21 protein-coding genes are annotated in these 20,220 nt (G+C 57.3%); 7 read left to right on the top strand and 14 right to left on the bottom strand.

The window, feature by feature from the left end:
* Nucleotides 1-39: 39 nt before the first annotated feature.
* A complete protein-coding gene (locus tag AUC60_RS13785) occupies nucleotides 40-1,290 on the bottom strand; it encodes a TolC family protein (protein ID WP_087268117.1) in 1,251 nt (416 codons plus the stop codon).
* A gap of 542 nt (nucleotides 1,291-1,832) precedes the next feature.
* Between AUC60_RS13785 and AUC60_RS13780 the strand changes: the two genes are divergently transcribed.
* Both AUC60_RS13780 and AUC60_RS13775 read left to right on the top strand, forming a co-directional pair.
* On the top strand, nucleotides 1,833-2,507 hold the full coding sequence (locus tag AUC60_RS13780; RefSeq protein WP_087268114.1) for a heavy metal response regulator transcription factor: 675 nt from the start codon (nucleotides 1,833-1,835) through the stop codon (nucleotides 2,505-2,507).
* Nucleotides 2,504-3,895 carry a heavy metal sensor histidine kinase gene (locus tag AUC60_RS13775; protein ID WP_087268111.1) on the top strand — a complete coding sequence of 464 codons (1,392 nt, stop codon included), beginning with the start codon at nucleotides 2,504-2,506 and terminating at the stop codon, nucleotides 3,893-3,895. Before AUC60_RS13780 ends, AUC60_RS13775 begins: the two co-directional genes overlap by 4 nt.
* 21 nt (nucleotides 3,896-3,916) lie before the next feature.
* On the opposite strand, the gene AUC60_RS13770 is transcribed toward AUC60_RS13775, so the two are convergent.
* Both AUC60_RS13770 and AUC60_RS13765 read right to left on the bottom strand, forming a co-directional pair.
* Entirely contained in the window at nucleotides 3,917-4,738 is an 822-nt protein-coding gene (locus AUC60_RS13770; protein WP_087268108.1) for an NADPH-dependent oxidoreductase, read from the bottom strand.
* Nucleotides 4,739-4,895: 157 nt separating this feature from the next.
* Nucleotides 4,896-5,762, bottom strand: a complete 867-nt coding sequence (locus AUC60_RS13765) for a LysR family transcriptional regulator (RefSeq protein ID WP_087268105.1) — start codon at nucleotides 5,760-5,762, stop codon at nucleotides 4,896-4,898.
* Nucleotides 5,763-5,854: 92 nt separating this feature from the next.
* Between AUC60_RS13765 and AUC60_RS13760 the strand changes: the two genes are divergently transcribed.
* Together AUC60_RS13760 and AUC60_RS13755 are read left to right on the top strand one after the other, a co-directional pair.
* Nucleotides 5,855-6,448 (top strand): LysE family translocator, encoded by a 594-nt coding sequence (locus AUC60_RS13760; protein ID WP_087268102.1) that lies wholly within the window; start codon nucleotides 5,855-5,857, stop codon nucleotides 6,446-6,448.
* Nucleotides 6,449-6,770: 322 nt separating this feature from the next.
* Complete coding sequence (locus tag AUC60_RS13755; RefSeq protein WP_087268099.1) at nucleotides 6,771-7,739, top strand: tetratricopeptide repeat protein; 969 nt, start codon at nucleotides 6,771-6,773, stop codon at nucleotides 7,737-7,739.
* 90 nt (nucleotides 7,740-7,829) lie between these two features.
* Here the strand turns inward: AUC60_RS13755 and AUC60_RS13750 are convergent, their stop codons facing one another.
* The 5 genes from AUC60_RS13750 to AUC60_RS13730 all read right to left on the bottom strand — a co-directional run bounded on the left by AUC60_RS13750 (nucleotide 7,830) and on the right by AUC60_RS13730 (nucleotide 12,426).
* Complete coding sequence (locus tag AUC60_RS13750; protein ID WP_238599577.1) at nucleotides 7,830-8,147, bottom strand: DUF6882 domain-containing protein; 318 nt, start codon at nucleotides 8,145-8,147, stop codon at nucleotides 7,830-7,832.
* Between the two features lie 381 nt (nucleotides 8,148-8,528).
* Entirely contained in the window at nucleotides 8,529-8,963 is a 435-nt protein-coding gene (locus tag AUC60_RS13745; protein WP_087268096.1) for a hypothetical protein, read from the bottom strand.
* A 1,151-nt stretch (nucleotides 8,964-10,114) separates the two neighbouring features.
* Nucleotides 10,115-10,843: an SDR family oxidoreductase gene (locus AUC60_RS13740; RefSeq protein ID WP_087268093.1), complete on the bottom strand. Its 729-nt coding sequence runs from the start codon at nucleotides 10,841-10,843 to the stop codon at nucleotides 10,115-10,117.
* A gap of 139 nt (nucleotides 10,844-10,982) precedes the next feature.
* Complete coding sequence (locus AUC60_RS13735; protein ID WP_087268089.1) at nucleotides 10,983-11,468, bottom strand: nuclear transport factor 2 family protein; 486 nt, start codon at nucleotides 11,466-11,468, stop codon at nucleotides 10,983-10,985.
* 217 nt (nucleotides 11,469-11,685) lie between these two features.
* Nucleotides 11,686-12,426 carry an SDR family NAD(P)-dependent oxidoreductase gene (locus AUC60_RS13730; protein ID WP_087268086.1) on the bottom strand — a complete coding sequence of 247 codons (741 nt, stop codon included), beginning with the start codon at nucleotides 12,424-12,426 and terminating at the stop codon, nucleotides 11,686-11,688.
* A gap of 171 nt (nucleotides 12,427-12,597) precedes the next feature.
* Here AUC60_RS13730 and AUC60_RS13725 point away from each other — a divergent pair, with 171 nt between their 5' ends.
* The gene (locus AUC60_RS13725) at nucleotides 12,598-13,233 is read left to right on the top strand and encodes a TetR/AcrR family transcriptional regulator (protein WP_087268340.1); all 636 of its coding nucleotides are present in this window, start codon (nucleotides 12,598-12,600) and stop codon (nucleotides 13,231-13,233) included.
* A 56-nt stretch (nucleotides 13,234-13,289) separates the two neighbouring features.
* Here AUC60_RS13725 and AUC60_RS13720 read toward each other — a convergent pair whose 3' ends face one another.
* A complete protein-coding gene (locus tag AUC60_RS13720) occupies nucleotides 13,290-14,039 on the bottom strand; it encodes a glucose 1-dehydrogenase (protein ID WP_087268082.1) in 750 nt (249 codons plus the stop codon).
* 192 nt (nucleotides 14,040-14,231) lie between these two features.
* On the opposite strand from AUC60_RS13720, the gene AUC60_RS13715 reads away from it, so the two are divergent.
* Nucleotides 14,232-15,110: an AraC family transcriptional regulator gene (locus AUC60_RS13715; RefSeq protein ID WP_087268079.1), complete on the top strand. Its 879-nt coding sequence runs from the start codon at nucleotides 14,232-14,234 to the stop codon at nucleotides 15,108-15,110.
* 20 nt (nucleotides 15,111-15,130) lie between these two features.
* On the opposite strand, the gene AUC60_RS13710 is transcribed toward AUC60_RS13715, so the two are convergent.
* Genes AUC60_RS13710 through AUC60_RS13700 form a run of 3 tightly spaced genes read right to left on the bottom strand, consistent with a single transcriptional unit; the run spans nucleotide 15,131 to nucleotide 17,284 of the window.
* Complete coding sequence (locus tag AUC60_RS13710; RefSeq protein WP_087268077.1) at nucleotides 15,131-16,108, bottom strand: saccharopine dehydrogenase family protein; 978 nt, start codon at nucleotides 16,106-16,108, stop codon at nucleotides 15,131-15,133.
* Complete coding sequence (locus AUC60_RS13705; RefSeq protein WP_087268074.1) at nucleotides 16,105-16,506, bottom strand: VOC family protein; 402 nt, start codon at nucleotides 16,504-16,506, stop codon at nucleotides 16,105-16,107. Before AUC60_RS13705 ends, AUC60_RS13710 begins: the two co-directional genes overlap by 4 nt.
* Before the next feature lie 34 nt (nucleotides 16,507-16,540).
* Entirely contained in the window at nucleotides 16,541-17,284 is a 744-nt protein-coding gene (locus tag AUC60_RS13700) for an SDR family NAD(P)-dependent oxidoreductase (RefSeq protein ID WP_087268071.1), read from the bottom strand.
* A 138-nt stretch (nucleotides 17,285-17,422) separates the two neighbouring features.
* Between AUC60_RS13700 and AUC60_RS13695 the strand changes: the two genes are divergently transcribed.
* Nucleotides 17,423-18,304, top strand: coding sequence for an AraC family transcriptional regulator (locus tag AUC60_RS13695; protein ID WP_087268068.1), 882 nt, complete (start codon nucleotides 17,423-17,425; stop codon nucleotides 18,302-18,304).
* A gap of 383 nt (nucleotides 18,305-18,687) precedes the next feature.
* Here AUC60_RS13695 and AUC60_RS27655 read toward each other — a convergent pair whose 3' ends face one another.
* The gene (locus AUC60_RS27655; RefSeq protein WP_130910228.1) at nucleotides 18,688-18,969 is read right to left on the bottom strand and encodes a hypothetical protein; all 282 of its coding nucleotides are present in this window, start codon (nucleotides 18,967-18,969) and stop codon (nucleotides 18,688-18,690) included.
* A 310-nt stretch (nucleotides 18,970-19,279) separates the two neighbouring features.
* Entirely contained in the window at nucleotides 19,280-20,158 is an 879-nt protein-coding gene (locus AUC60_RS13690; protein ID WP_087268065.1) for a LysR family transcriptional regulator, read from the bottom strand.
* Nucleotides 20,159-20,220 lie beyond the last annotated feature (62 nt).

The following is a 20,220-nucleotide window of genomic DNA, read 5'->3' as shown; positions in this document are numbered from 1 at the left end:
GTACACAGCGATGCGCCCGATAAGTGCGGAAAGTGAGGGTTAAGGATTGGCAGTGAATGGGCTGATGTCGCCGTAGATACGCTCGACAGTCACTCTGGCGTCCGTGGCAATGGCCAGCGATTCCAAGTATTGGCTGCGCGCCGCAATCAGCGTGCGCTGTGCGTCGAGAACTTCGAGAAAGCCGAATTTGCCCATCTCGAAACCACGGGTCGCAGCATCCACCGCGCTTTTCGCCGAGGGCAAAATCACCTGATTAAAGGACTCGACTTCTTTACTGGCGGTCGCCCATTGATCCAGAGCGGCCTGAGTCTGCGTGCGCAACCTGAGTTCGACCGCGTTGCGTAAATCACGGGCCTGATCTGCGCGGCGGGATGCGGCGAGGACGTTGCCCTGATTACGGTTAAACAGCGGCAGCGGTGCCGATAAGCCGACGACATTGACCCGCTCACGGTCTTCCCGGCTGTATTGACTGCCAATACTTACAGTGAGATCAGGAATGCGCTGCGCCCGCTCTGAGCCTAACGCTGCATCACGCTGTTCGATCTGGGCATTGGCCAGGCGCAGCTCGGCGGATTGATTGATCGCCGTGAGCATCTTCGCTGCTGGCGGGGATTTGCCCGGCGACAGCTCAGCGTATTCCAGGCGATCAAATGAAGAAGTCGACGACCCGGTGGTGCGTGCCAGATCGCGATAGCTATTGGCTTTCAGGGTTTGAGCGCGCCGCACCAGCAGGTCGGTTTCAGCCAGTTGTACCTGCGCACGTGTCACCTCGACGGGGGAAGACTTACCCGCGCGAACACGCCCGTCGGCAACCTCAAGGCCGCGCTGAGCCAAGGCTTGAGACTGCTGCGCGAGTTCCAGACCGGTTTGCGCACGCAGTGCGGTGTAAAAAGCCTGGACGACTTCGGCACGCAGTTCGTTGCCACGCCGCTCCAGTTCGATCTGCGCTGCATCCTGGGACCGGCTGGCTGCTTCAATGCGGGCACCACGCTTGCCCCCCAGTTCCAGCGCCTGACTGAGCATGACGGTGGTGGTGCTGGTATTGCGCCGAGTGTCTTCGACTTCCCAGGACAACTCAGGATTGGGCATCAAACCTGCCTGCTGCCTGTCGCCTTCGGCGATGCCTATTTCCCATCGCGCGGCGGCGAGGTCAGGGTTTTCCGCAAAGGCTGCCTCGATGGCCTGAGGCAGACTCAGACTCTGCGCAACCGAAATACCGGGGGCCGCAAAAGATAGCAGCAACGCGTAAAGCAACCCCGTTTTCAGGGTCGGCTTCACCTCGGGTGCCATGGAAAAAACTCTGTGCCTGAGCGGGTTTGCACTGCTCCCGTCGCGCCTCTGCATATGTATGAACCACCCCATCAAGTAACCAGAACAGACCCCGGCTGCGTTCAGCGGAGTTGGATGCGGGGACTTTATGCAAAGGGAGTTAGCAGAAGGATTGCTGAAAAATTACAATCCTGTCATTTAAGGAAAGTTGCAGTGGTTCGCCATTACACTGCCCAACGCAAAGAAGTTTGCGAATATCACAGACATAAAAAGCAATAACTTCAAACTTGCTTTTTCAGGCGACAGAAAAAGACAAACCGCCATGCTGGCAGTTTCCAGAGACGGTAAAAAAAATCCTCATATTCAGTAACCTGCGGGGTTGACCCTGAAGCTGCTACAGACTGCAGAATCGCAGCAAAATCGATAGATCGTGGAAGGCTGCCGAACTCTTACGGCAGCTTCAAGAAGCTGAGCTTTAAAAAGAGCTGCAACTTTAAAGCGGGCATCTTTAAACAATAAAAGCCTGCGACATTCACTCACCTTAATTGATACAGGACACTGATATGCGAATCCTTGTTGTGGAGGACGAGCCGAAAACTGCCGAATACATGCATCAGGGTTTGACCGAAAGTGGTTATGTCGTGGACCTGGCCGTCACCGGCCTTGATGGGCTTTATCTGGCTCAGCATCAAACCTACGACCTGGTGATTCTGGATGTGAATTTGCCCGAGATGGACGGTTGGGAGGTGTTGACCCGACTGCGCAGAAACAGCAACACCCGAGTCATGATGGTCACGGCCCGTGGTCGTCTTGAGGAAAAGGTTCGGGGTCTGGAAATGGGAGCCGACGATTATCTGGTGAAGCCATTCGAGTTCCCTGAGCTGCTGGCCCGGGTTCGTACCCTCATGCGTCGCAGCGAACAGGCCGGGTTGCCCGAGGTGCTGCGAGTTGGCGACCTTGAGCTGGATCAGGGACGACACAGAGCCTTTCGCGGCACCCAGCGCATCGACCTGACGACCAAGGAGTTCGCCCTGCTCCACTTGTTGATGCGTCACAGCGGCGAAGTCATGTCTCGCACGCAGATCATCTCGCTGGTGTGGGACATGAACTTCGATTGCGACACCAACGTCGTCGAAGTATCGATCCGCCGGCTGCGGGCAAAAATCGACGAGCCTTTCGAGCAGAAGCTGATCCATACCCTGCGCGGCGTGGGCTATGTACTGGAAGTGCGTGAATGAAACCCACGCGTCTTTCCACACGGCTGGGTCTTGCCGTTACCGCAATGAGTGCGGTGCTGGTATTGGTGATGGCAGCCTTCGCCTACGCTTCCATTTCCCATCAGCTGGATTTGCGAGCCAGAAACGGCCTGCAAGAAAAGCTGGAGCAGATCGAGCACAGCCTTTCAGAGGGCTTCAGCTCCCCCGCTGACGTGGTGCTGGCACCGCACCACCTGCGTGACCAGATTGTCGGGCACGATGATTTCACCCTGACGATCCTCGATTCGGGCACCCCGAGAAAACGTCTGCTGAGCCTGGGTCAGGACGAACAAATGGTGCTGCCGGTGCCCTTCACCGAGGGCACACGGGAAGATTTTCAGCGGGTTGAATCCTCGGCAGGTCACGAGATATTGATTGCCAGCAAACACGTGCGCCTCAAAGGCGGCCAGAAGGTGCTGGTATTGCTCGCACTCGACAGGGAAAACGATGCTTTATTGCTCGGTGCCTATGTGAACTCCACGCTTATTGCTTTGCCACTTATTCTGCTGCTGGTTGGCGGTTGCGCGTGGTGGATCGTGCATCGCGGGTTAAGACCCTTACGTGCCTTTCGCAAGGTGGCACACAAGGTATCGGCCCGGGATTTGTCCCATCGCATGCAAGCCGCCGGACTCCCTGACGAACTCCGTGACCTGGCCCACGCGGTCAACGTAATGCTCAATCGACTGGCCGAAGACATTCAGCAACTGGCGCAATTTTCGGATGATCTGGCCCATGAGCTGCGCTCGCCAATGAATAACCTGATGGGCAAGGCGCAGGTCACCTTGTCCAGGGAGCGGCCACCCGAAGAATACAAACAGGCGCTGGAATCCTGTACCGAAGAACTTGAGCGCCTGTCACTGATGGTCTCCCAGATGCTGTTCCTGGCCAGCGTGACCCAGCCGTCGGCGCTGCTGACGTTTACTGCCGTGGACCTTGAAGAAGAAGCCAACAAGGTCGCCGAGCTCTTTGATCAATCAGCGGAAGAAAAAAACATGATGCTGGTGGTTCAAGGCAGCGCCAAAACCCAGGGAGAGCGACTGATGATCCAGCGCGCGATCTCCAACTTAATCTCCAACGCCATCCGCCACGGCACGTCCGGCAGTACAGTGACCATCACCCTCGAAAGCCATGCCAATGAAGTCTCTCTGGCCGTCAGCAACCTGGGCGAAGGCATCGAAGCCGAGCACCTGCCGCGCCTGTTTGACCGCTTTTACCGGGTACATGCCAGCCGCTCCCGTCAACAAGGCGGCACCGGTCTGGGGCTGGCAATTGTTCGCTCCATCATGAATGTTCATCGAGGGCGGGTGACGGTGGAGAGTGAGCTGGAGCGGATAACAACGTTCAGGCTGGTTTTTCCGCAAGCGAAGTGAGTTATCAGCGAGCCGGGCCTGCTAGCGCAGGCCAAAACCCAATTGCTGCAACGCCCTGACCAACTCTTCACGGCCATGCAGGCTGGCAGTACTTCGCAAGCGATTCACGACTTGCTCCGACCAGCCCGCAGCCTTCATCCCCTCCTGCTGATAGAAGGCGCCGAGGCGCTGATCATATTGCTCAACCGAGGCCTTTTCAGACTCCACGCTGTAGCGTTCGTGATGCAAGACAGCCGCCTGGGGCAAGCGCGGCTTTACCTGCGCCGGGTGTTCAGCATCGGGATAACCCACACACATGCCGAACACCGGGTACACCTGAGGAGGCAGGTCCAATTCCTTCGCGACACTTTTGATGTCATTACGTATCGCACCGATGTAGACGCTACCGAGCCCCATCGACTCCAGTGCAACCACCGCATTCTGGGCAGCCAGCGATGCGTCGATCGTGCCCAACAAAAGGCTTTCGATGTAAGGCAAGGCTTCGAGCTCGACGCCCGCGCGCTCTGCTACTCGGGAAACTCTGGAGAGGTCGGCGAGCCAGACCAGAAACAGCGGTGCCTGGCGAATGTAGGCCTGATTACCGGCAAGCTCCGCGAGGCGCGCTTTGCGAGATGGATCCTGAACAGCGATAACGCTCCAGACTTGCAGATTTGATGAAGTTGCCGCTGATTGCGCGGCAGCGATCAGCGCCTCAAGCGTTCCTTTTGGCAGTGGCTTGTCGTTGAAAACACGGACGCTGCGATGATTCACCAATTGATCGAGAATCGGATTCCAGTTCTCGGGAATCGTTGAGTCTGCATCGCCGTAGCGTAGGGCCAGACCGTGTTGGGTTGCTTGTGTCATGAAATCTCCAGTAGGCCGTAACCGGGAAGAGCCGTTGATGAACGGGTGTTTTTAATCCGAGCTAAATTAGCACGCGACGAAAAGCGGTTAGACGATATCAGGGGATGGCAATGGCGAGTGATTGTCCACCATGAGCCTCGCTTGAGCTCTTCTCGCATCAACCTCCCGCACGATGCGCTCGAATATGCCGAATCAGCTCCTCACTCGCGGCACTTTGCGATGCCTTGGCGCGGTGCAACGTAATTGCCATGGGGGCCAGCTCGGGTAGCGCGGCGTCTGGTGGCAGGATGTCGAGGCCGCTGGGCACGGTGGACTGCAACCATACGGACACCGCAAGGTCGCTGCTGACCATAGTAATCGTGGTCTCCAGGCTGCCGTTTTCGAACAGGGTTTTCCAAGGCCGGTCCTGGGCCTGCAACGCGGCAATAACGGGCGAGCGAAATACGCAGGTCTCGGCGACCATCGAGACAGGCAATGGCGACTTCAGATACGCCGCGCCGCCCTTGGCACCGGCCCAGACCAGGCGTTCAATGGACAGGCATTCGCCGCTTGCCTGCTCGACCAATTCTTCGGCAATTGCCACATCCAGTTCGCCGTTGGCAGTGGCTTGTATCAGCTCGGGCGAAGCGCCGCATTTCATAGACAGTTCTACCTGCGGATAGGTGGCCATAAACGCTCTGACCGCCGGCATTATCCAGGCCCCGGCCAGGTCGTAGGGCACGCCGAGGCGCACAATGCCTTGCACGGGGTTGCCGTGCAGCTCCGTCCAAAGCTGGTCGTTGAGCGCAAGCATCTGGCGCGCCTTGGCGATCAGTCGCTCGCCCAGCGGCGAGAGCCGGATGCACGGCCGCTGGCGAATGAACAGTGACTCGCCCAGCAGCTCTTCCAGCTTGCGGATCTGATGACTGACGGCGCCTTGGGTGAGGTGCAGAGCGTTGGCGGCGGCGGTCATGCTGCGTTGCTCGGCAACAACGACAAAGGTGCGCAGCAACACCAGATCGAAGTTGCGTAAAACCTTGCTCATTACTATTTGTAATCCTGAGCATGTTGAATATTAGCTTCCATACTAGCGGCAGATTGGCTATCTAGTCGATCTCAACCAAGGAAATCTTCAGCATGCTCGACGCCTTTTTGCCGCTTGTTCTGTTTGTGCTGGTCGCCACTATCAGTCCCGGCGGTGCCACCACCTTGGCAACTGCTTCTGGCGCCACTTTCGGTTGGTGGCGTTCGTTTCCGTTGTTGTCCGGTATTTCGTTCGGCCTGGCCAGCATGGCCGTGGCCGCTGCGCTTGGCCTGGGCGGGCTGATTCTAGCGATGCCGGCGCTGCAACTGGCTATGAAGCTACTGGGCTCGCTCTATCTGTTCTGGCTTGCGGTGCAGATCGCGCTGCGCGGCCAGCCAGGTAAAGCGGCCGTTACGCAGAAACCATCGCGTTTTATCGCTGGGGTCGGCCTGCTCTGGCAGAACCCCAAGGCCTGGGCGATGACCCTGAGTGCCGCCGCCTCATTTACTTCACTGGCCCACAGCGCAGAAGGCTTGGCCGTATTGCTCGGTCTCGTATTCGCGGTGTTGTCATTGGCCTCGCTCGCGCTCTGGTGCGTGGCCGGGGTAGTGCTGGCGCGCGCGTTGAAAACCGAACGGCAGTGGCGAATGCTGAACAGATGTCTGGGGGCGCTGCTGGTCGCTTCGATTGTGCCGCTGTGGCTGTGAAACCAGGCTGGGAGCGAGAGAAGAGCATAGATTTGTTTCTTTACTCGAACCGCCCAGTCCTGGTCGTTTACAGCCCTTCATGACTGGCTGGGGGTCGGCCAGTAGCTGCCCCTTGATCACCCATTAGCTACGCGGCTCGTTACATCCAGGATGAGTTACTCAGGAGTCCGCCAACACTCATGCGGCTGCGCTGGATAATTGTGAGCTTCGCGTAGGAAAGGTAGACTCCGCCCCCTATACCTCCGGCCGTGAGGCCACACCCAGCCACCAACGGATCACCTCGTACGGGCTATCACCGTGCACGTATGGATGCAGGTAAAGCATGACCCGAAACCTCGTATCAACCGCCCTGCTGGTCGCCTTGACCGGCTGCCAGAGCCTCGGCGACATGGGTAGAAGCACTGCCGACTACATCAAGGAGGCACGTAACAAGCCGACGCCGATGGAACGCTACCTTGAAGATCAGCGCAACCCTTACAAGCCGCTGGGCACCTTCGATTTCTCGCAGGATGACAGTCAGAGCCAGGCCTGCCGTAGAGCTTCTTACGGCAGGGCTGTTGCACCTGCGGCGTGGGAGATCGTGAAGAGAGGGAGCGATGCTGGTAATGCGACGTGTCGGCATGTGCTTGGCACGTTTTACGAGAGCGGCAATGGAGTTGCCCAGGACATTGGCATGGCACGGAGTCTTTATATCGAAGCGGCAAAGGACGACCCTTATGCCTATGTCGAACTCGGTCGCATGAAGCGCGACGGGATCGGCGAGCCGACTGATCCGGTTAAAGCCCGCGATGACTTCCGGCTGGCGGGGCGAGCCGGCGTTGTAGCGCTGGGCGGGATGATGGAGCAAGGCCAAGGCGGTGCTAACGATAGCCACGGGGCCTTGAAGCTGTACATTGAGACGACGCAGAAGTATGGCGACGCAGCTTGGCAGGCAATGCGACCACTGTTGTCGAAAGGGCTGGAACTCGATGCCGGGCAAATGCAGAAATACAACCGTTTGTGGACCGAAGATTTGATGCGCCAACAGCGCTACCTGTTGGCGAGCTCTAATGTGTTCGAACATATCAAGGGATCCGGCCAGACCTTCACGGTCACCGTGGGTTACCAGTTTAAAGCTGGCCAGCCCTACCCCAAGAAATATCTGGTCAAGAGCTGCGGCGATCCAGTGATCGACAGTCTCGTGGTGTCGGCATTGAGGGGCCTGCGCGTGGACGATCCCTTTCTGGTGCCTGCCGGTAAAGACATTCCAGTCATACAGGCGCCTATCGTTTTGCAGCCATCTGCTGATTGAAGCCGTGTGGTGCTATTGCTGACCTTCTCGGGCTAGCCTGCCCTTGCCACCGGCATCAAAAGCATCGCCGCGTTTCCGGTACTCAACGCATTATTGGCTGATGTGCTTCAACTCAGTGATGGCCAGAAAAATGGTCGGCCCATCAGGCGGCGTGGGCGCTCGGTAACAGCCCAGTGCATTCAGATGATGGACCGCAATGGCCGCAAGCTCCCAAGCCATGGCTTCGTCCTCAATAGAAAACGCTTCTTCATCACCAAACAGGCCAACGCCCAAGATGGCCTGCAACTCTTTGATCGGCAGTACTCGTTCACGAGACTCTTCAAGCACAGTGGGATTGCTCCAGGCCCACTTCCAGCTTAAGCGCTTCGGTGCAAAGGATCCGATATCGAGAATCCGCGCTTCGACCACTTTCCTGTTCTGTACCAGCGCGCCATGTCGCCCAGGCCATACTTTTGTTGCAGCCTCTCCTGCTTGTTCATCAACTCGACCATGGCCGTTTCAAGCAGCACGTAAAAGGTGTCTTGAGATGGAGTGCCGAGGGAGTCAGGGGGCATGGCTGATGGTTTCCAACGAGAAGAAATTACTCCAAATTTATGGAGGTAGACGCTATAAGACAACTCGCCAGGCTTACGATTACAGGTGCCAACTATCTTCGAAGAAGTATTTCAGTTCCCTTCTCCAGCCCGGATACTCCCAAATCTGGAATAGGTCATTAGTTGGTTGATTGTTCTTCGGTCGGCTTTTTGTTTGGTCACAAAACACCTGGCCTCTCGCGAAGGGGAAATCAGATTAAGCTTCCTTCAAGGCCCGAGATAAGCGCTCATCACACGCCCAGACAGCATCGGTGACGTTGAACGCTTCCGAGGCACGATCGGACGCCATGGCCTGCTCTCTGGAGAGCATTTGACCGAGAATGCTATTGCTTGCCCAAGATGTTTCAGAGGCATCGATTACACGACAACCGGGTCCGCTGTCGCCATTTCTCCACTCCAGGGCAACACACTCTTTAGCTGCGGTATCCGCACCGTCCCCCCAGCCTCTCAGGCTTACGGCCATGGCAACCCCAAACTCGGGATGCGATGACGTATAGGTGCACAGGTACACCGCATAAGCATCCTGGTGATTGAAGACAAAACCGCGAAAGGTTCGTGTCTCGTGACCGCAAGAGTCGCAATGTCCAACGACTGACTCTGCACCCGGCTCGACCCTGAAGACACTGTCCATCGCTGCGTATCCTTCTACTTATTGGTCTGCAAGCTTATAGCGGTGTCACCTCTGATACTGGAGTTATCTACAAACCAGGGGAGGTTCACAACATCAAACCTTGGCCATACTATTTTCCATTGGGCCTAACGGCCTGGAGGTTTGACACCCTGCGATGAGCCCCGTGATTGCCAGTACAACAATTGCCTTTTTCATGTGATGCATCCGTGGAATCCTGAGGGTTTAAGCATGATCATTATCAAGGCACGCAGCGTCACTGATAGATCGAATGAGATTGACCTCGCATGGTTTGCCAGATTATCTCCTGCATGAATGCAATCACGATCAATTGCGACGTCCAACATGACCACTGCGTTTTACCGCTGTGCTGTCACTGGTTCGCCCACATTAGAGACGACAGCGGCTACCTGTCCACAGTCTGCTGCAAGCAGCCCCAATTGAAAATTTATTGAATAACTTACCACCTTCCGCCGCGGTTAAGACCGCAGCAAGATGTGTGACGTCCTACCGTTTCTTTAGGCTTTAGCTCACGATACAGGGCCAAGCGCTGATCGATGGAGCCAACATGCGTATCGCCCAAGATTTCCGCTCAGACGAAACTCTCAGGCTTGAGCATCTATTGGAGGGCTTCAACTATTGCGTCTGGGTTAACACCTACGGGCCTTTTTGATCTAAGTAGAACGCTTCAAGAGCAACTGTCCCATTGCACTGGTAACGAAGTAATCATTGGTGGCCACTCCTGCGTGACTGCAAGCGAAGCGCGCAGCGAGATTACTGAGCAACTGCTGCACCTGGGGGATGGCAGTTAAGGTCCAATAGGTCTAACGGCAAAGCGCTCAGAAATACTGATCCTCCTTGAGAACCTATTCACCTATGTGTGCCTCGACCAAGCGAGTGCCATAACCTCACTTTGGCTAACCAAAGGCCATCCGGCGTACCCAGTATTCTGGGACTTCTCTTTCGATATTCAGGCTATGGGAAAAGATGGATTCTGATGGGTAGCAGCAGCGACTAGGTTAAGAAAGCCTTCAAACTCCCGTTTGGCCAAGCCTGCTGCTAATGAGCGCTATGGGGTCGATAGCGGACGCTCTTATCTCTCCAGCACATGACGCATCAACGGTCTATGCGCAAGCGTGTGGCCATCAATTGAACTACCAAGGCTGCCGACCGTGACTTCCAAAAAAACCACCGGTAGGGCCGTCAGAACCAAGTAACGCCATCTTGATTGCTGTTGCCGCTCCCTCTTCAGGCGATAGTACGCCCGAGTTGCCATTGAGATCAGTCCGGACGTGCCCAGGCTCAACGGCGTTCACTTTTATGCCAAGCGGCTCCAATTCCTTCGAGAAGGAAACCGTCACGGCATTGAGTGCGACTTTGGATGAGGTGTAGTCAAGGAGATTAACGGTGGAGTAAATCGAGACCGGATCGGTAATCAGCGCCAAGGAACCCACCCCGCTGCTCATCATCACAATCCGGGCCTGATCAGCAGCTTTCAATAACGGCAAGAACGCCTGAGTAACGCGAACAGGCCCGAACAGATTGACCTCGTAAACAGCTTTCATGTCCTCCATCCGCACCTCACTGGGCGCTTTAGTCATGTCGACCGCGATCCCTGCGTTGTTAACGAGAATATCCAGCGCAGTAATCTCGCAGGCTAGTTCCACAGCTGCACGCTGTACGCTCGCATCGTCAGCCACGTCCAACTCAAGCAGTCCTGCGCAAAGCCCCTTGCCACGCAACTGAGCCACGGCCTGCTCTCCCCGGAGACGATCACGTGCGCCAATCCATACGAAAAACCCCGCTTCAGCGAGCCCTCGGGCAATGGCCAGACCGATCCCTTTGTTTGCGCCGGTGACCAATGCTTGTCGTTTGTCATTCACTTGTAATTCCTCATGGAGTCGTGCTTTTTACAGTCGCCAGACAGGCACTCTGGCTTGCGCGCCTAATGCCGGCCAGGATGTGACTATGAGTTCTCACGCCCGGCCATTGCGCCAGGACGGGCATGAGTCGGGGCTGCTTTTACGCAGACTGCCCAGCGGCTTCGCTTTGAGGCCCCTTGACGTGGTGCTGTAGGTCGCCAGCAAAGCGCAAAGTCACCTCACGGCGAGTGAATCGCCATTGACCCTCATGCAGCTCGAACTTGTCGAGGTACTTGCCGACGCAGATGGGTTGCAACGGAAAACCGTCAAGTTGCTGATGCACGGTGTAATAGCTTGCCGAAGTGGCTTTATCACCCGCAGGAGAGACGTCGATCAGCACATTGGTAATCGAATGCCACGTGCGGGGCGTGCCGTCGGCATGAACCTGAAGGCCCGCCTCGAAGAACCCCAAAAGCCCCTCTAGCGAGGATGCTTCGTTGCCAAGAACATGGATCACCGCATGCTGAAGTACCTCGGCCACACCAGTGAAATCCCCGCTGTCGAGACGATGGATGTAAGTGGCATGTAGGCGATGGATTGCACTTTCGGCTGCGAGGCGTGCAAGGAGTTGTGGTTGATTACTCATGACTTTCTCCAAGGGAATGGCTCTTAAATAGATGGCGTATAGCGTTGGCCACACGTTTGACACGCTCAGCACAGGGCCTTGGCTAGACCCAATATGACTTCTGAAGAACGCTGGTTTTGGTGCGTGGGTCGCTAGCATCTTGGCCAGCGAGAAGCAGTTTCGACGCTCGACGCATGCACACCTGGGTCAACGTCGGGCCAGTAGCTGGCGAGGCCGATTAGCTCTGCGATGCCCCACCATCAGCGAACAATTCCACGCCATTGACATAGCTGGCTGCGTCACTGGCAAGGAACGCCGCAGCGGCTCCAATTTCATGGGCCTGGCCGATACGCCCGATAGTGCTTTTTTCACTCAGGGACTTGATCACTTCATCAGCTTGCTCCGCGAGCATGTTGCGCAGCGATTGCGTATCCACCGGGCCTGGGCTTAACAGGTTGATGCGCACACCGCTGCCTTTGATGTCGAGAGTCCAGCTTCTCACCAGTGTTCGCAGTGCAGCTTTGGTCGCGCCGTAAACACTCAAGCCTGGGCCGGGATCGATGGAAGCCGTGGAGCCAATGATGACAATGCTGCTCCCCTTTGCCATGAGCGGCAGGGCGCCCTGAACAGTGAAGGTCACACCCTTCACGTTGGTATTGAATACGCGCTCGAAATACGCTTCGGTGATGCTGCCCAGTGGGGCGATCTCGCCCATACCGGCATTGGCGACCAGCACATCGATCCGACCATGGCGATGTTTGATCTCGGCGAACAACGTCGCGAGATCGGCTAAAACCGAGACATCAGCGACCACCGCGCTGGCCCGTTCTCCGAGGCTTGGGAGGGCCTCGTTCAGCTGTTCCTGCCGACGCCCCGTAATCACAACTGTAGCGCCCTGCCCTGCCAGCTCCTGGGCAATGGCGAGGCCCAATCCCGAGGAGCCTCCGGTTACGAGAACGACCTTGTCTTGAAACAGCATGCTGATGCTCCTTTCTGCTGGGAAGAATGAATTTATATAGCGAACACTACATAGCACCAATCAACGAAGCAAGCTATTTAGTGAATGCTATATAAATCCACCTTTCAGCGCAGTGCAGTTGCCCTGTCATATAGCGACCGCTACAATCGCGACCACATCGACGAGATCCTCATGAACGACAAAATCCGCCAACGTCGGCCCGCTTTCGACAGAGAGGCTGGAGTCGCCACTGCCCAGGCCATGTTCCACCAGCATGGCTTCGATGCGGTGAGCCTCACGGATCTGGTCGAAGCCATGGATATCAAGCCGCCAAGCTTCTACGCGGCTTATGGCAGCAAGGCCGAATTGTTCGAGAAAGCGATGCTGCGTTACGCCAGTGAGCATGCCCTGCCGCTGGACAAACTGCTGGCACCGGATCGGCCTGTGTCTGAAGCGCTCACCGCCTTGCTGGTCGCGGCAGCGAAGCAGTACGGAAAAGACCCTATCTTGCGAGGCTGCATGATCACCGAGGGCATGCGTGCGGACGATGAGGTTGCCCGTAACATGGCGCAAACCTTGGCCGATGGGGGCATCAAAGCGATCCGGGATTATCTTGACCGAGTGCTTCCCGATAAAGCGCAATGCCTCACCGATTACCTTTCGATCAACTTGCGCGGGCTATCAGCCGCCGCGTGCAATGGCATGCCCCGCAAGCGGCTGATTGAGGTTGCGCAGACGGCGGGTCGTTTCATTGCTCACGAACTAGCTAGCTCGCAAGCTGCAGAGCTACCATTCAGGGATGATCGTCCCGACGATGCTACAGGCTGACCCAACGCCGCTTGCTCTGGATAGAGATGTTTATTACCCGGATTTAGCCAGGCAAGTCAGTACCCCACACCACGAACACCGCCCGAAGCACGGATGGATTCGCCGGTTACCCAATGCGAATCTTCAGATGCCAGAAACACCGCCAATGGTGCAATGTCCTCAGGCTCCCCAAAACGTCCCAGCGGGGTTCCAGCCACCAGTTTTTCTCCGAACTCACCGGCAAAATTCCCATCAGTCGCCGGGGTGTGCGTATGGCCTGGCAGAATCGAGTTGACCCTGATGCCCCGCGCGCCCAACTCCCTGGCCAGGGCAAAGGTCAAGGTATCGACCGCGCCTTTGGTAGCCGAGTACACACTCGACGCCAGATAGGGGTCGGTACTGAGGATCGAGCTGATATTGATGATGCTGCCATTGGGCCCGAGCAGTTTGACGGCCTCACGCACCGCCAGCAGATAGCCCAGCACGTTCAGGTTGAATTGCTTATGGAAGGCTTCTTCCGTCAGGTCATCGATCATCTCGAACACTGCTACACCGGCATTGTTGACCAGGATATCCAGAGTGCCGTAGTTCTCACGAACCGTTTCAAACAGGCGCACCACATCGGTCGCCTGACTCATGTCTGCCTGCACGGCGAACGCTGATCCGCCGCTGGCCCCGATCCAGCCAACGACGGCATCGGCATCCGCCTGGCTGGTAGCGTAATTGACGATGACCGTTGCGCCCTGCGCCGCCAAAGCCTTGGCAATCCCGGCGCCGATGCCTTTGGATGCGCCGGTGACAACCGCTATTTTCCCTTCGAGTTTCATGAGGTGCCCTTTGGAAGTTGCGTGACAAATGGCTGCGTCGGTCATTGGCAATGAAAAACCGCAAGGCAACGCGCCGCTTGCCCTCAGTATTCAGGCAACGAGGGCGCCGACGTTTGCCGGTAAATCGCACATACTTGCCTATTCTTCTCAGTTGGCTTGCCATGCGTTGGGATATGACTCACGGTGGGCGGCATGGACCAATCAATGGCAGAACTGCGCCGCATCGTGATGCGAGCGCAAGACAAGTGGACCGAGACCGGGTTACCCCGCGTAACGATGGTGCGTGCCGAGGCCTGTGCGAGTCAGGTTTATCAACCGATGCTGCACCTGGTACTTCAGGGCACCAAAACCTTGTCGATTGGGGAAGTAGTTTCCAGATATCCGGCAGGCCACTATTTTCTGGTGCCTATGGATGTGCCTGCCACGGGACAGATTCACGCAGACGGGGTTGACAAGCCCTATCTGGCGGTCAGCCTGACGCTGGACCCGGATGTGATCGCCACGCTGTTGATGGACGAAGGCAAGACGTCGAGACCACCGCAGAGTACCTGTTTTGAGGGCGTCCTCGCCCCTGCGCAAATGATCGATGCGTGGCTGCGCATGATGCGGCTCATGGATCATCCCCACGAGGCTGCGATCCTGGCGCCGATGATCGAACGGGAAATTCTGTTCCGCGCCTTGCAGGGACCGCTGGGTGGCATTCTGCGTGACGTCGCGCGGCCGGATGGGCGGATGACGCAGATCCGCCGCGTCACACAATGGATTCGAGACCACTACACCGAGCCGTTTCGGGTAGAGCCGCTGGCACTCATGGCGGACATGAGTGTTGCCGCTTTCTATCGGCACTTCAAATCAGTGACAGCCATGACACCCATCCAGTACCAGAAACGCCTGCGCTTGCTCAGGGCGCGCTGGCTGCTGCTGTTCGACACTCTGGACGCGACGTCAATCGCTTATGCCGTGGGCTATGAAAGCGCCTCGCAATTCAACCGTGAATACGCAAGATTGTTTGGTCTGCCCCCTGCGCGCGATGCGGCGAAATTCAAGTCTCACCTCCCTGCCACAGACTGATAGCAGTCGGTTGAGCCACCTCAGAAATCGGTGATCTGCGTACTTTGAATGCTCTCGGCAAACCCGCTACCGAATACGTTAGCGGGTGTAGCGAACCCCAGCAGACGTTCGCCTTCCAGTACCCGCCGCGCGGCCTCCACAGCGGCAAGTGGCGTATAGGAATAGCCGTTTACGGTCTCGATCACAGACCGCGCAATTGACCCGTCAGCCCCCATGACCTCAGCCACTGCACGAGCGCGATGGGCCTCCCTTTCCTCCGGCGTCGGACCATCGGGCAGTTGCGCCAGATCGCCTTCTGGAAATGCGTCGCCTGAAATGTGCACGAACATCGCGATGTTCGGGATGCCGGTCGAATGCCAACCCGTCACCAGATCACCAAACGACAGCGGCACGCAAAGGACCGGGCCGTCACCGAAATCGAAATAACGCGGCGTTGCATCAGGTGTAGCGACCAGTTCGCCGTCGACCCTCGCCAGCAAACCTGCCGCAATGATTTCGCTGACGCTCATGGCCGAGCCACGGGACATCGAGCCTGGGACCTGAAGCGCAATGCTCAGCGCTAAAGGTTGTGCGACACGCTTGGCGACATGCACTGCCAGCGAATCGGTCGGCACGACGTCCCAACCCACACCCGGCAAGAGCATGACGTGATGCGAAGCGGCTTCTGCGCCTAGCCGCTCGGCCAGCAGATAGACGTTAATCTCGGCCGTAATGTCCAGGTAGTCGACCCCGGCATTGATACAGGCACGCATCAACGGCTCTGCGGTGTGCGCAAAGGGGCCAGCGAAATTGAGCAGGACAGAGATACCGGACAACGCGCCCGCTGCATCCGTATCGGCATCGAATACCCGAAACGACACGTCCAGATGCGCAGCGAGTGCCGCCAGACGCGCGTGATTGCGCCCGGCGATTTCGAACCGCAGGCCCAGCGCTTTTGCCCGTTCAGCGGCCATGCGACCGGTATAGCCGGTGGCCCCGTAAATCAGAAGAATGCTCATTGGACGTGCTGCCATTTCTTATAAACGAATTCGAGGCTGTACCCATCCGGGTCCAGCACATTGGCAGCGTAGTAATCCGGGTCGTAGTGCAGACGCGCACCTGGTGCGCCGTTATCGACCGCGCCCTCTTTCATGGCTGCGGCGTAGGCGGCGTCCACCTCAGCCTTGCTCTTGGCGACGAAACCCACATGGGCGGCCCGTCCTTCAACGATCCCCTCACGCAGCCAGAAAAACACCCGGCCATTGGCGCCGAAGCCTTTGAGGTCAGCATGCCCCGGCGGGCCATCTTTGCCGTCGTAGTCCAGGCGGGCAGTAATGCCCAACTGGGTCAAGGCCGCTTCGTAGAAACGGATGGAACGGGTGATGTCGCTGACCGACAAAAAGACATGATCCAGCATTGCGTAATCCTCAAATGGTGTAGCTGCGGGCGGCTCAGATGCTGTAGCCGCCCGCGACTTCGATGGTCTGGGCATTGATCCAGCTACCGTCCTGCGACAGCAAACTGGTAATCACGCGCGCGACGTCCTCCGGTTCACCTACCCTGCCGAGCGCAGTCTGCCCCGCAAGCAAGACCTCGAACTCGTCGTTCAAGCCGCCGCCAAGTTCGGTACGGATCGCGCCGGGGGACACGGCGTTGGCCCGAATCCGTCGTTCGCCAAACTCCTTGGCCATGTAACGCGTGAGCACCTCCAGCCCGCCTTTGAACGCGGCGTAAGGCGCCACGCCCGCCGTGGCCACGCGAGTGGTCGCGCTGGTCAGGTTGACGATACTCGCACCGTCTGCCAGCAGCGGCAGCAATGTCTGCGTGAGGAAAAACGGGCCTTTAAGATGCACATTGAGCAGGCCATCAAACTGCGCTTCGGTGACGCTGGCCAAAGGGGTGAACAGACCATACCCGGCATTGTTGACCAAACCATTCAGCATGGTGATGCCCCAGGTTTCGCGCAGGGCAAGTGTCACTAATTCGCGAAACCCGGAGAAGCCTGCAACGTCAGACACATCGAGCTTGAGCGCAACCGCCTTGCCTCCTGTGTGCTCAATGCGCTCGACGACCGACGCTGCCTCTTGCGCATGACGGTTGTAGGTCAGGATGACGCCCATGCCCCGTTGAGCAATATGCTCGGCGGCGATGGCGCCGATCCCGCGACTCCCACCTGTAATGACGATAACACTCATGTACTGATCCTCAGGACTTCGAATGAGGACACAGCGTACTGATCACCGTGGCGCTGAACGCACCCGTTCCTGTTCGAAACCTGCCTGTTTCTGCTTTTTGCTTGCAGCACACCAGCCTCTGCCCTCAGCATGCATGGCATGGACAATCATCTAAACGAACTCAGGTCACTCGCGGCCAAGGCTGAAAATCGGCGAACCGAAACCGGCATTCCTCGCGTGGCTATGGTCAAGGGCAAGATCCCCGAGCACATGCTCGCGGCGGTCTATGGCCCGATGATCAACGTGATTTTGCAAGGCAGCAAAAGCATGACCGTGGGCGACCGCACGTTGCGGTATGACCCCGCGACCTACTTCGTGATGTCCATCGACCTGCCTGCCGCGGGCTCGGTGCACCCTGCCGAAACCGGGGAACCGTATCTGGCCGTAAGCCTGACACTCGACCCAGCAGTGTTGTCCACGCTGTTCGCCGACCTGCCCAAACCTGCCAGCCGCGTCGACGCTCACCCAGGATTTTCGGTCGCATCAATGACCACCGAACTCATGGACGCGTGGGTTCGAATGTTGAGGCTCATGGGTGATGCCGATGCCATCGCCGCGCTTGCCCCGGCGTACGAGCGGGAGATCATTTTCCGCGTGCTTCAGGGCCCCCTTGGCTGGATGCTGAGAGAGATCGCGGCCCCCGACAGCGCAATGGCCCGTGTAAACCTCGCGATCCAGTGGATCCGCCGCGATTTCGCCCAGCCCATTGGCGTAGAGCGCCTGGCCGAACGAGCGTCGATGAGCGTCTCGGCGTTTCACCGCCACTTCAAGGCTGTCACCAACCTGAGCCCGTTGCAGTATCAGAAACGCGTGCGATTGCTTCAGGCCAGAACACTGATGGTGGCGAATGCGAAGAGTGTGATGGCGGCTGCTTTCGAGGTCGGCTACGAAAGCGCGACGCAGTTCAGCCGTGATTATGCAAAGTTATTTGGGCTTCCTCCCTCGCAGGATGCGAACAGGATCCATGGAAAGCGAGAGTGATAGCAGGCGATTGAGCCGAATACCGCTGGTGGCTGTGACTGACAGCTATCGGCCAACAGCAGTCAGTCAGACTCCACACAAATCTCACGCCACAGCTATGAAAATCAGTTACGGGAGTACTCTCTCAAAGAATGGAGTCCGGAGTATGGCAAGCACGTGAGGCTGGGGCCGGCGGAAAGTATGTTGCAGAAACGGACTAAGGGTTGACCTGGACTACACTCCCGCGCGTAAGACTCGCTACTCTATAGCGTTTATGCTTGACGGGAACAAATCAAGCGTGTCGCACAAGAACTCTTAGGGCGGCAAATAGTGCAGCCGAGATCCTCCACAGACGGACCTGGTATGAAAAGCCGTTTCGATCTAAACAAACCCCATAATCGTCTCTAGAGCGATGTTCGGTCGACACCTTGTACAATCTCACTTGTTACAAAACCCACCCCGCAATGATCGCAATAAAACCCATCAACCAGCTGCTCCAGCGGCGCTGCTTTCAGAAGGGCAGGCTTGCATTCATCAACTGCTAGCTGATCCAAGCGTTGATAGCCTGCTTTTTCTTCCCCATTGAAGCGTTTTTTTGGGCTTGCTGCTCCTATCAGAATTCCCTTTGGTCTGACGTGTTGGACGGATCCACAGCGGGGGCAGGATTCCATAGGGTTTTGGTTCATGGCATGACCTGATTTGAGAGGGGCGAGAGTAATGATACCGATGAACTCAAGAAATCCTTTAACCAATGTCGTAAGAACTGACTTCCAGAGCAGTGAAGATGATTCCGTATATCTACGGACTTCACGTAGATACGCCCCGTCCCTATCGACGCTGACGTTTTCAGACAGCCTGGGTCGATTGCTGCCCGTCGCACAGAACCGCAATCGGCGAGAAACAGCCGGTCACACCCGTACGTTCAGGACCCAAAGCCGTCGTTCTCTGAGATAACCACTGCCAATTTCCCCCCCGCAATGTCCGTCCCTTCTTACATTACGCCGCCAGCGTCCCCGCAATAACCTCAGCGATTGATCGCAGTCGCACACGTGCCTTCGGATCGTCTTGCCCGGCCTCAAGCAACACAAATTCAGCATCAGGCAGCGCGGGCAAAACGCCTTTGGGCGCCTCCACCATGTCCGGCTCGATCAAGGCCGAGGCGTTGAGGCAGCCAATCCCCAGCCCTGCCCCGACGGCAGCCTGTAAGCCCGCGACGCCTGAGGCGATATGCGCAATGACATAGGGCCGTCGATGCAGGTCGAGTTGCTGACGTACCAGCCGGTGCAGCGAACAGGTCTCAGGCAACAAAGCAAGTTCAAGAGTCTTCTGCTCACTCGACAGGGGTTGCCCGGTGGCCATGACCCAGATCAGCGGCTCGGTCCGAAGCACGCGAGCGTCGTTGAGTGTCCCGGACGCAGAGCCGGCAATCCGCATCACGATTGCAAGATCGAGGGCACCGTTGCGGTAGGCGGCTATCATCTCATCGCTTTTGCCCACCTGAGTGCGAATCCGTAAACCTGGATGCTGCTGGGCAATTCGGTTCAGCAGGCCCATGAGATGACTCGGTCTAAAGTAATCCGAGATGCCGAGATTGAGTTCGCCTTCAAGCGCAATGCCGTGCATGTCACGCCATGCCGCATCGGACAACGCCAGTATCTTGCGCGCGTGGGCCACCATGCGCTCGCCCGCTGCGGTCATTTGCACCCCCCTCTTGCTGCGAACAAGGAGTTGCCCGCCGGCGGCCTCTTCAAGTTTGCGCAACTGCTCGCTCAGTGAGGACTGCGACAGAAATCGAGAGGGCACAGCCGCTGAAATGCTGCCCGCATCGACGACAGCTACCAATGTTCTGAGCTGTTCAAAATCAAAACCACGCATGTTTATCCATCCGAAAAAATGACGATAACTATCGCATCATACGGCTTTTCCAATGGAAGGAG

The organism is Pseudomonas caspiana (assembly GCF_002158995.1).
In the GTDB taxonomy this organism is placed as follows: Bacteria; Pseudomonadota; Gammaproteobacteria; order Pseudomonadales; family Pseudomonadaceae; genus Aquipseudomonas; species Aquipseudomonas caspiana.
This window is presented reverse-complemented; position numbering and strand designations above follow the sequence as displayed.

What these genes read in the sequence shown, in the direction of transcription:
- AUC60_RS13720 (WP_087268082.1), bottom strand. Translation starts at nt 14,039, where the DNA reads ATGAAACTCGAAGGGAAAATAGCGGTTGTCACCGGCGCATCCAAAGGC.
- AUC60_RS13715 (WP_087268079.1), top strand. Translation starts at nt 14,232, where the DNA reads ATGGACCAATCAATGGCAGAACTGCGCCGCATCGTGATGCGAGCGCAA.
- AUC60_RS13755 (WP_087268099.1), top strand. Translation starts at nt 6,771, where the DNA reads ATGACCCGAAACCTCGTATCAACCGCCCTGCTGGTCGCCTTGACCGGC.
- AUC60_RS13765 (WP_087268105.1), bottom strand. Translation starts at nt 5,762, where the DNA reads ATGAGCAAGGTTTTACGCAACTTCGATCTGGTGTTGCTGCGCACCTTT.
- AUC60_RS13775 (WP_087268111.1), top strand. Translation starts at nt 2,504, where the DNA reads ATGAAACCCACGCGTCTTTCCACACGGCTGGGTCTTGCCGTTACCGCA.
- AUC60_RS27655 (WP_130910228.1), bottom strand. Translation starts at nt 18,969, where the DNA reads ATGAACCAAAACCCTATGGAATCCTGCCCCCGCTGTGGATCCGTCCAA.
- AUC60_RS13780 (WP_087268114.1), top strand. Translation starts at nt 1,833, where the DNA reads ATGCGAATCCTTGTTGTGGAGGACGAGCCGAAAACTGCCGAATACATG.
- AUC60_RS13730 (WP_087268086.1), bottom strand. Translation starts at nt 12,426, where the DNA reads ATGCTGTTTCAAGACAAGGTCGTTCTCGTAACCGGAGGCTCCTCGGGA.
- AUC60_RS13735 (WP_087268089.1), bottom strand. Translation starts at nt 11,468, where the DNA reads ATGAGTAATCAACCACAACTCCTTGCACGCCTCGCAGCCGAAAGTGCA.
- AUC60_RS13770 (WP_087268108.1), bottom strand. Translation starts at nt 4,738, where the DNA reads ATGACACAAGCAACCCAACACGGTCTGGCCCTACGCTACGGCGATGCA.
- AUC60_RS13705 (WP_087268074.1), bottom strand. Translation starts at nt 16,506, where the DNA reads ATGCTGGATCATGTCTTTTTGTCGGTCAGCGACATCACCCGTTCCATC.
- AUC60_RS13700 (WP_087268071.1), bottom strand. Translation starts at nt 17,284, where the DNA reads ATGAGTGTTATCGTCATTACAGGTGGGAGTCGCGGGATCGGCGCCATC.
- AUC60_RS13760 (WP_087268102.1), top strand. Translation starts at nt 5,855, where the DNA reads ATGCTCGACGCCTTTTTGCCGCTTGTTCTGTTTGTGCTGGTCGCCACT.
- AUC60_RS13745 (WP_087268096.1), bottom strand. Translation starts at nt 8,963, where the DNA reads ATGGACAGTGTCTTCAGGGTCGAGCCGGGTGCAGAGTCAGTCGTTGGA.
- AUC60_RS13690 (WP_087268065.1), bottom strand. Translation starts at nt 20,158, where the DNA reads ATGCGTGGTTTTGATTTTGAACAGCTCAGAACATTGGTAGCTGTCGTC.
- AUC60_RS13710 (WP_087268077.1), bottom strand. Translation starts at nt 16,108, where the DNA reads ATGAGCATTCTTCTGATTTACGGGGCCACCGGCTATACCGGTCGCATG.
- AUC60_RS13695 (WP_087268068.1), top strand. Translation starts at nt 17,423, where the DNA reads ATGGACAATCATCTAAACGAACTCAGGTCACTCGCGGCCAAGGCTGAA.
- AUC60_RS13725 (WP_087268340.1), top strand. Translation starts at nt 12,598, where the DNA reads ATGAACGACAAAATCCGCCAACGTCGGCCCGCTTTCGACAGAGAGGCT.
- AUC60_RS13785 (WP_087268117.1), bottom strand. Translation starts at nt 1,290, where the DNA reads ATGGCACCCGAGGTGAAGCCGACCCTGAAAACGGGGTTGCTTTACGCG.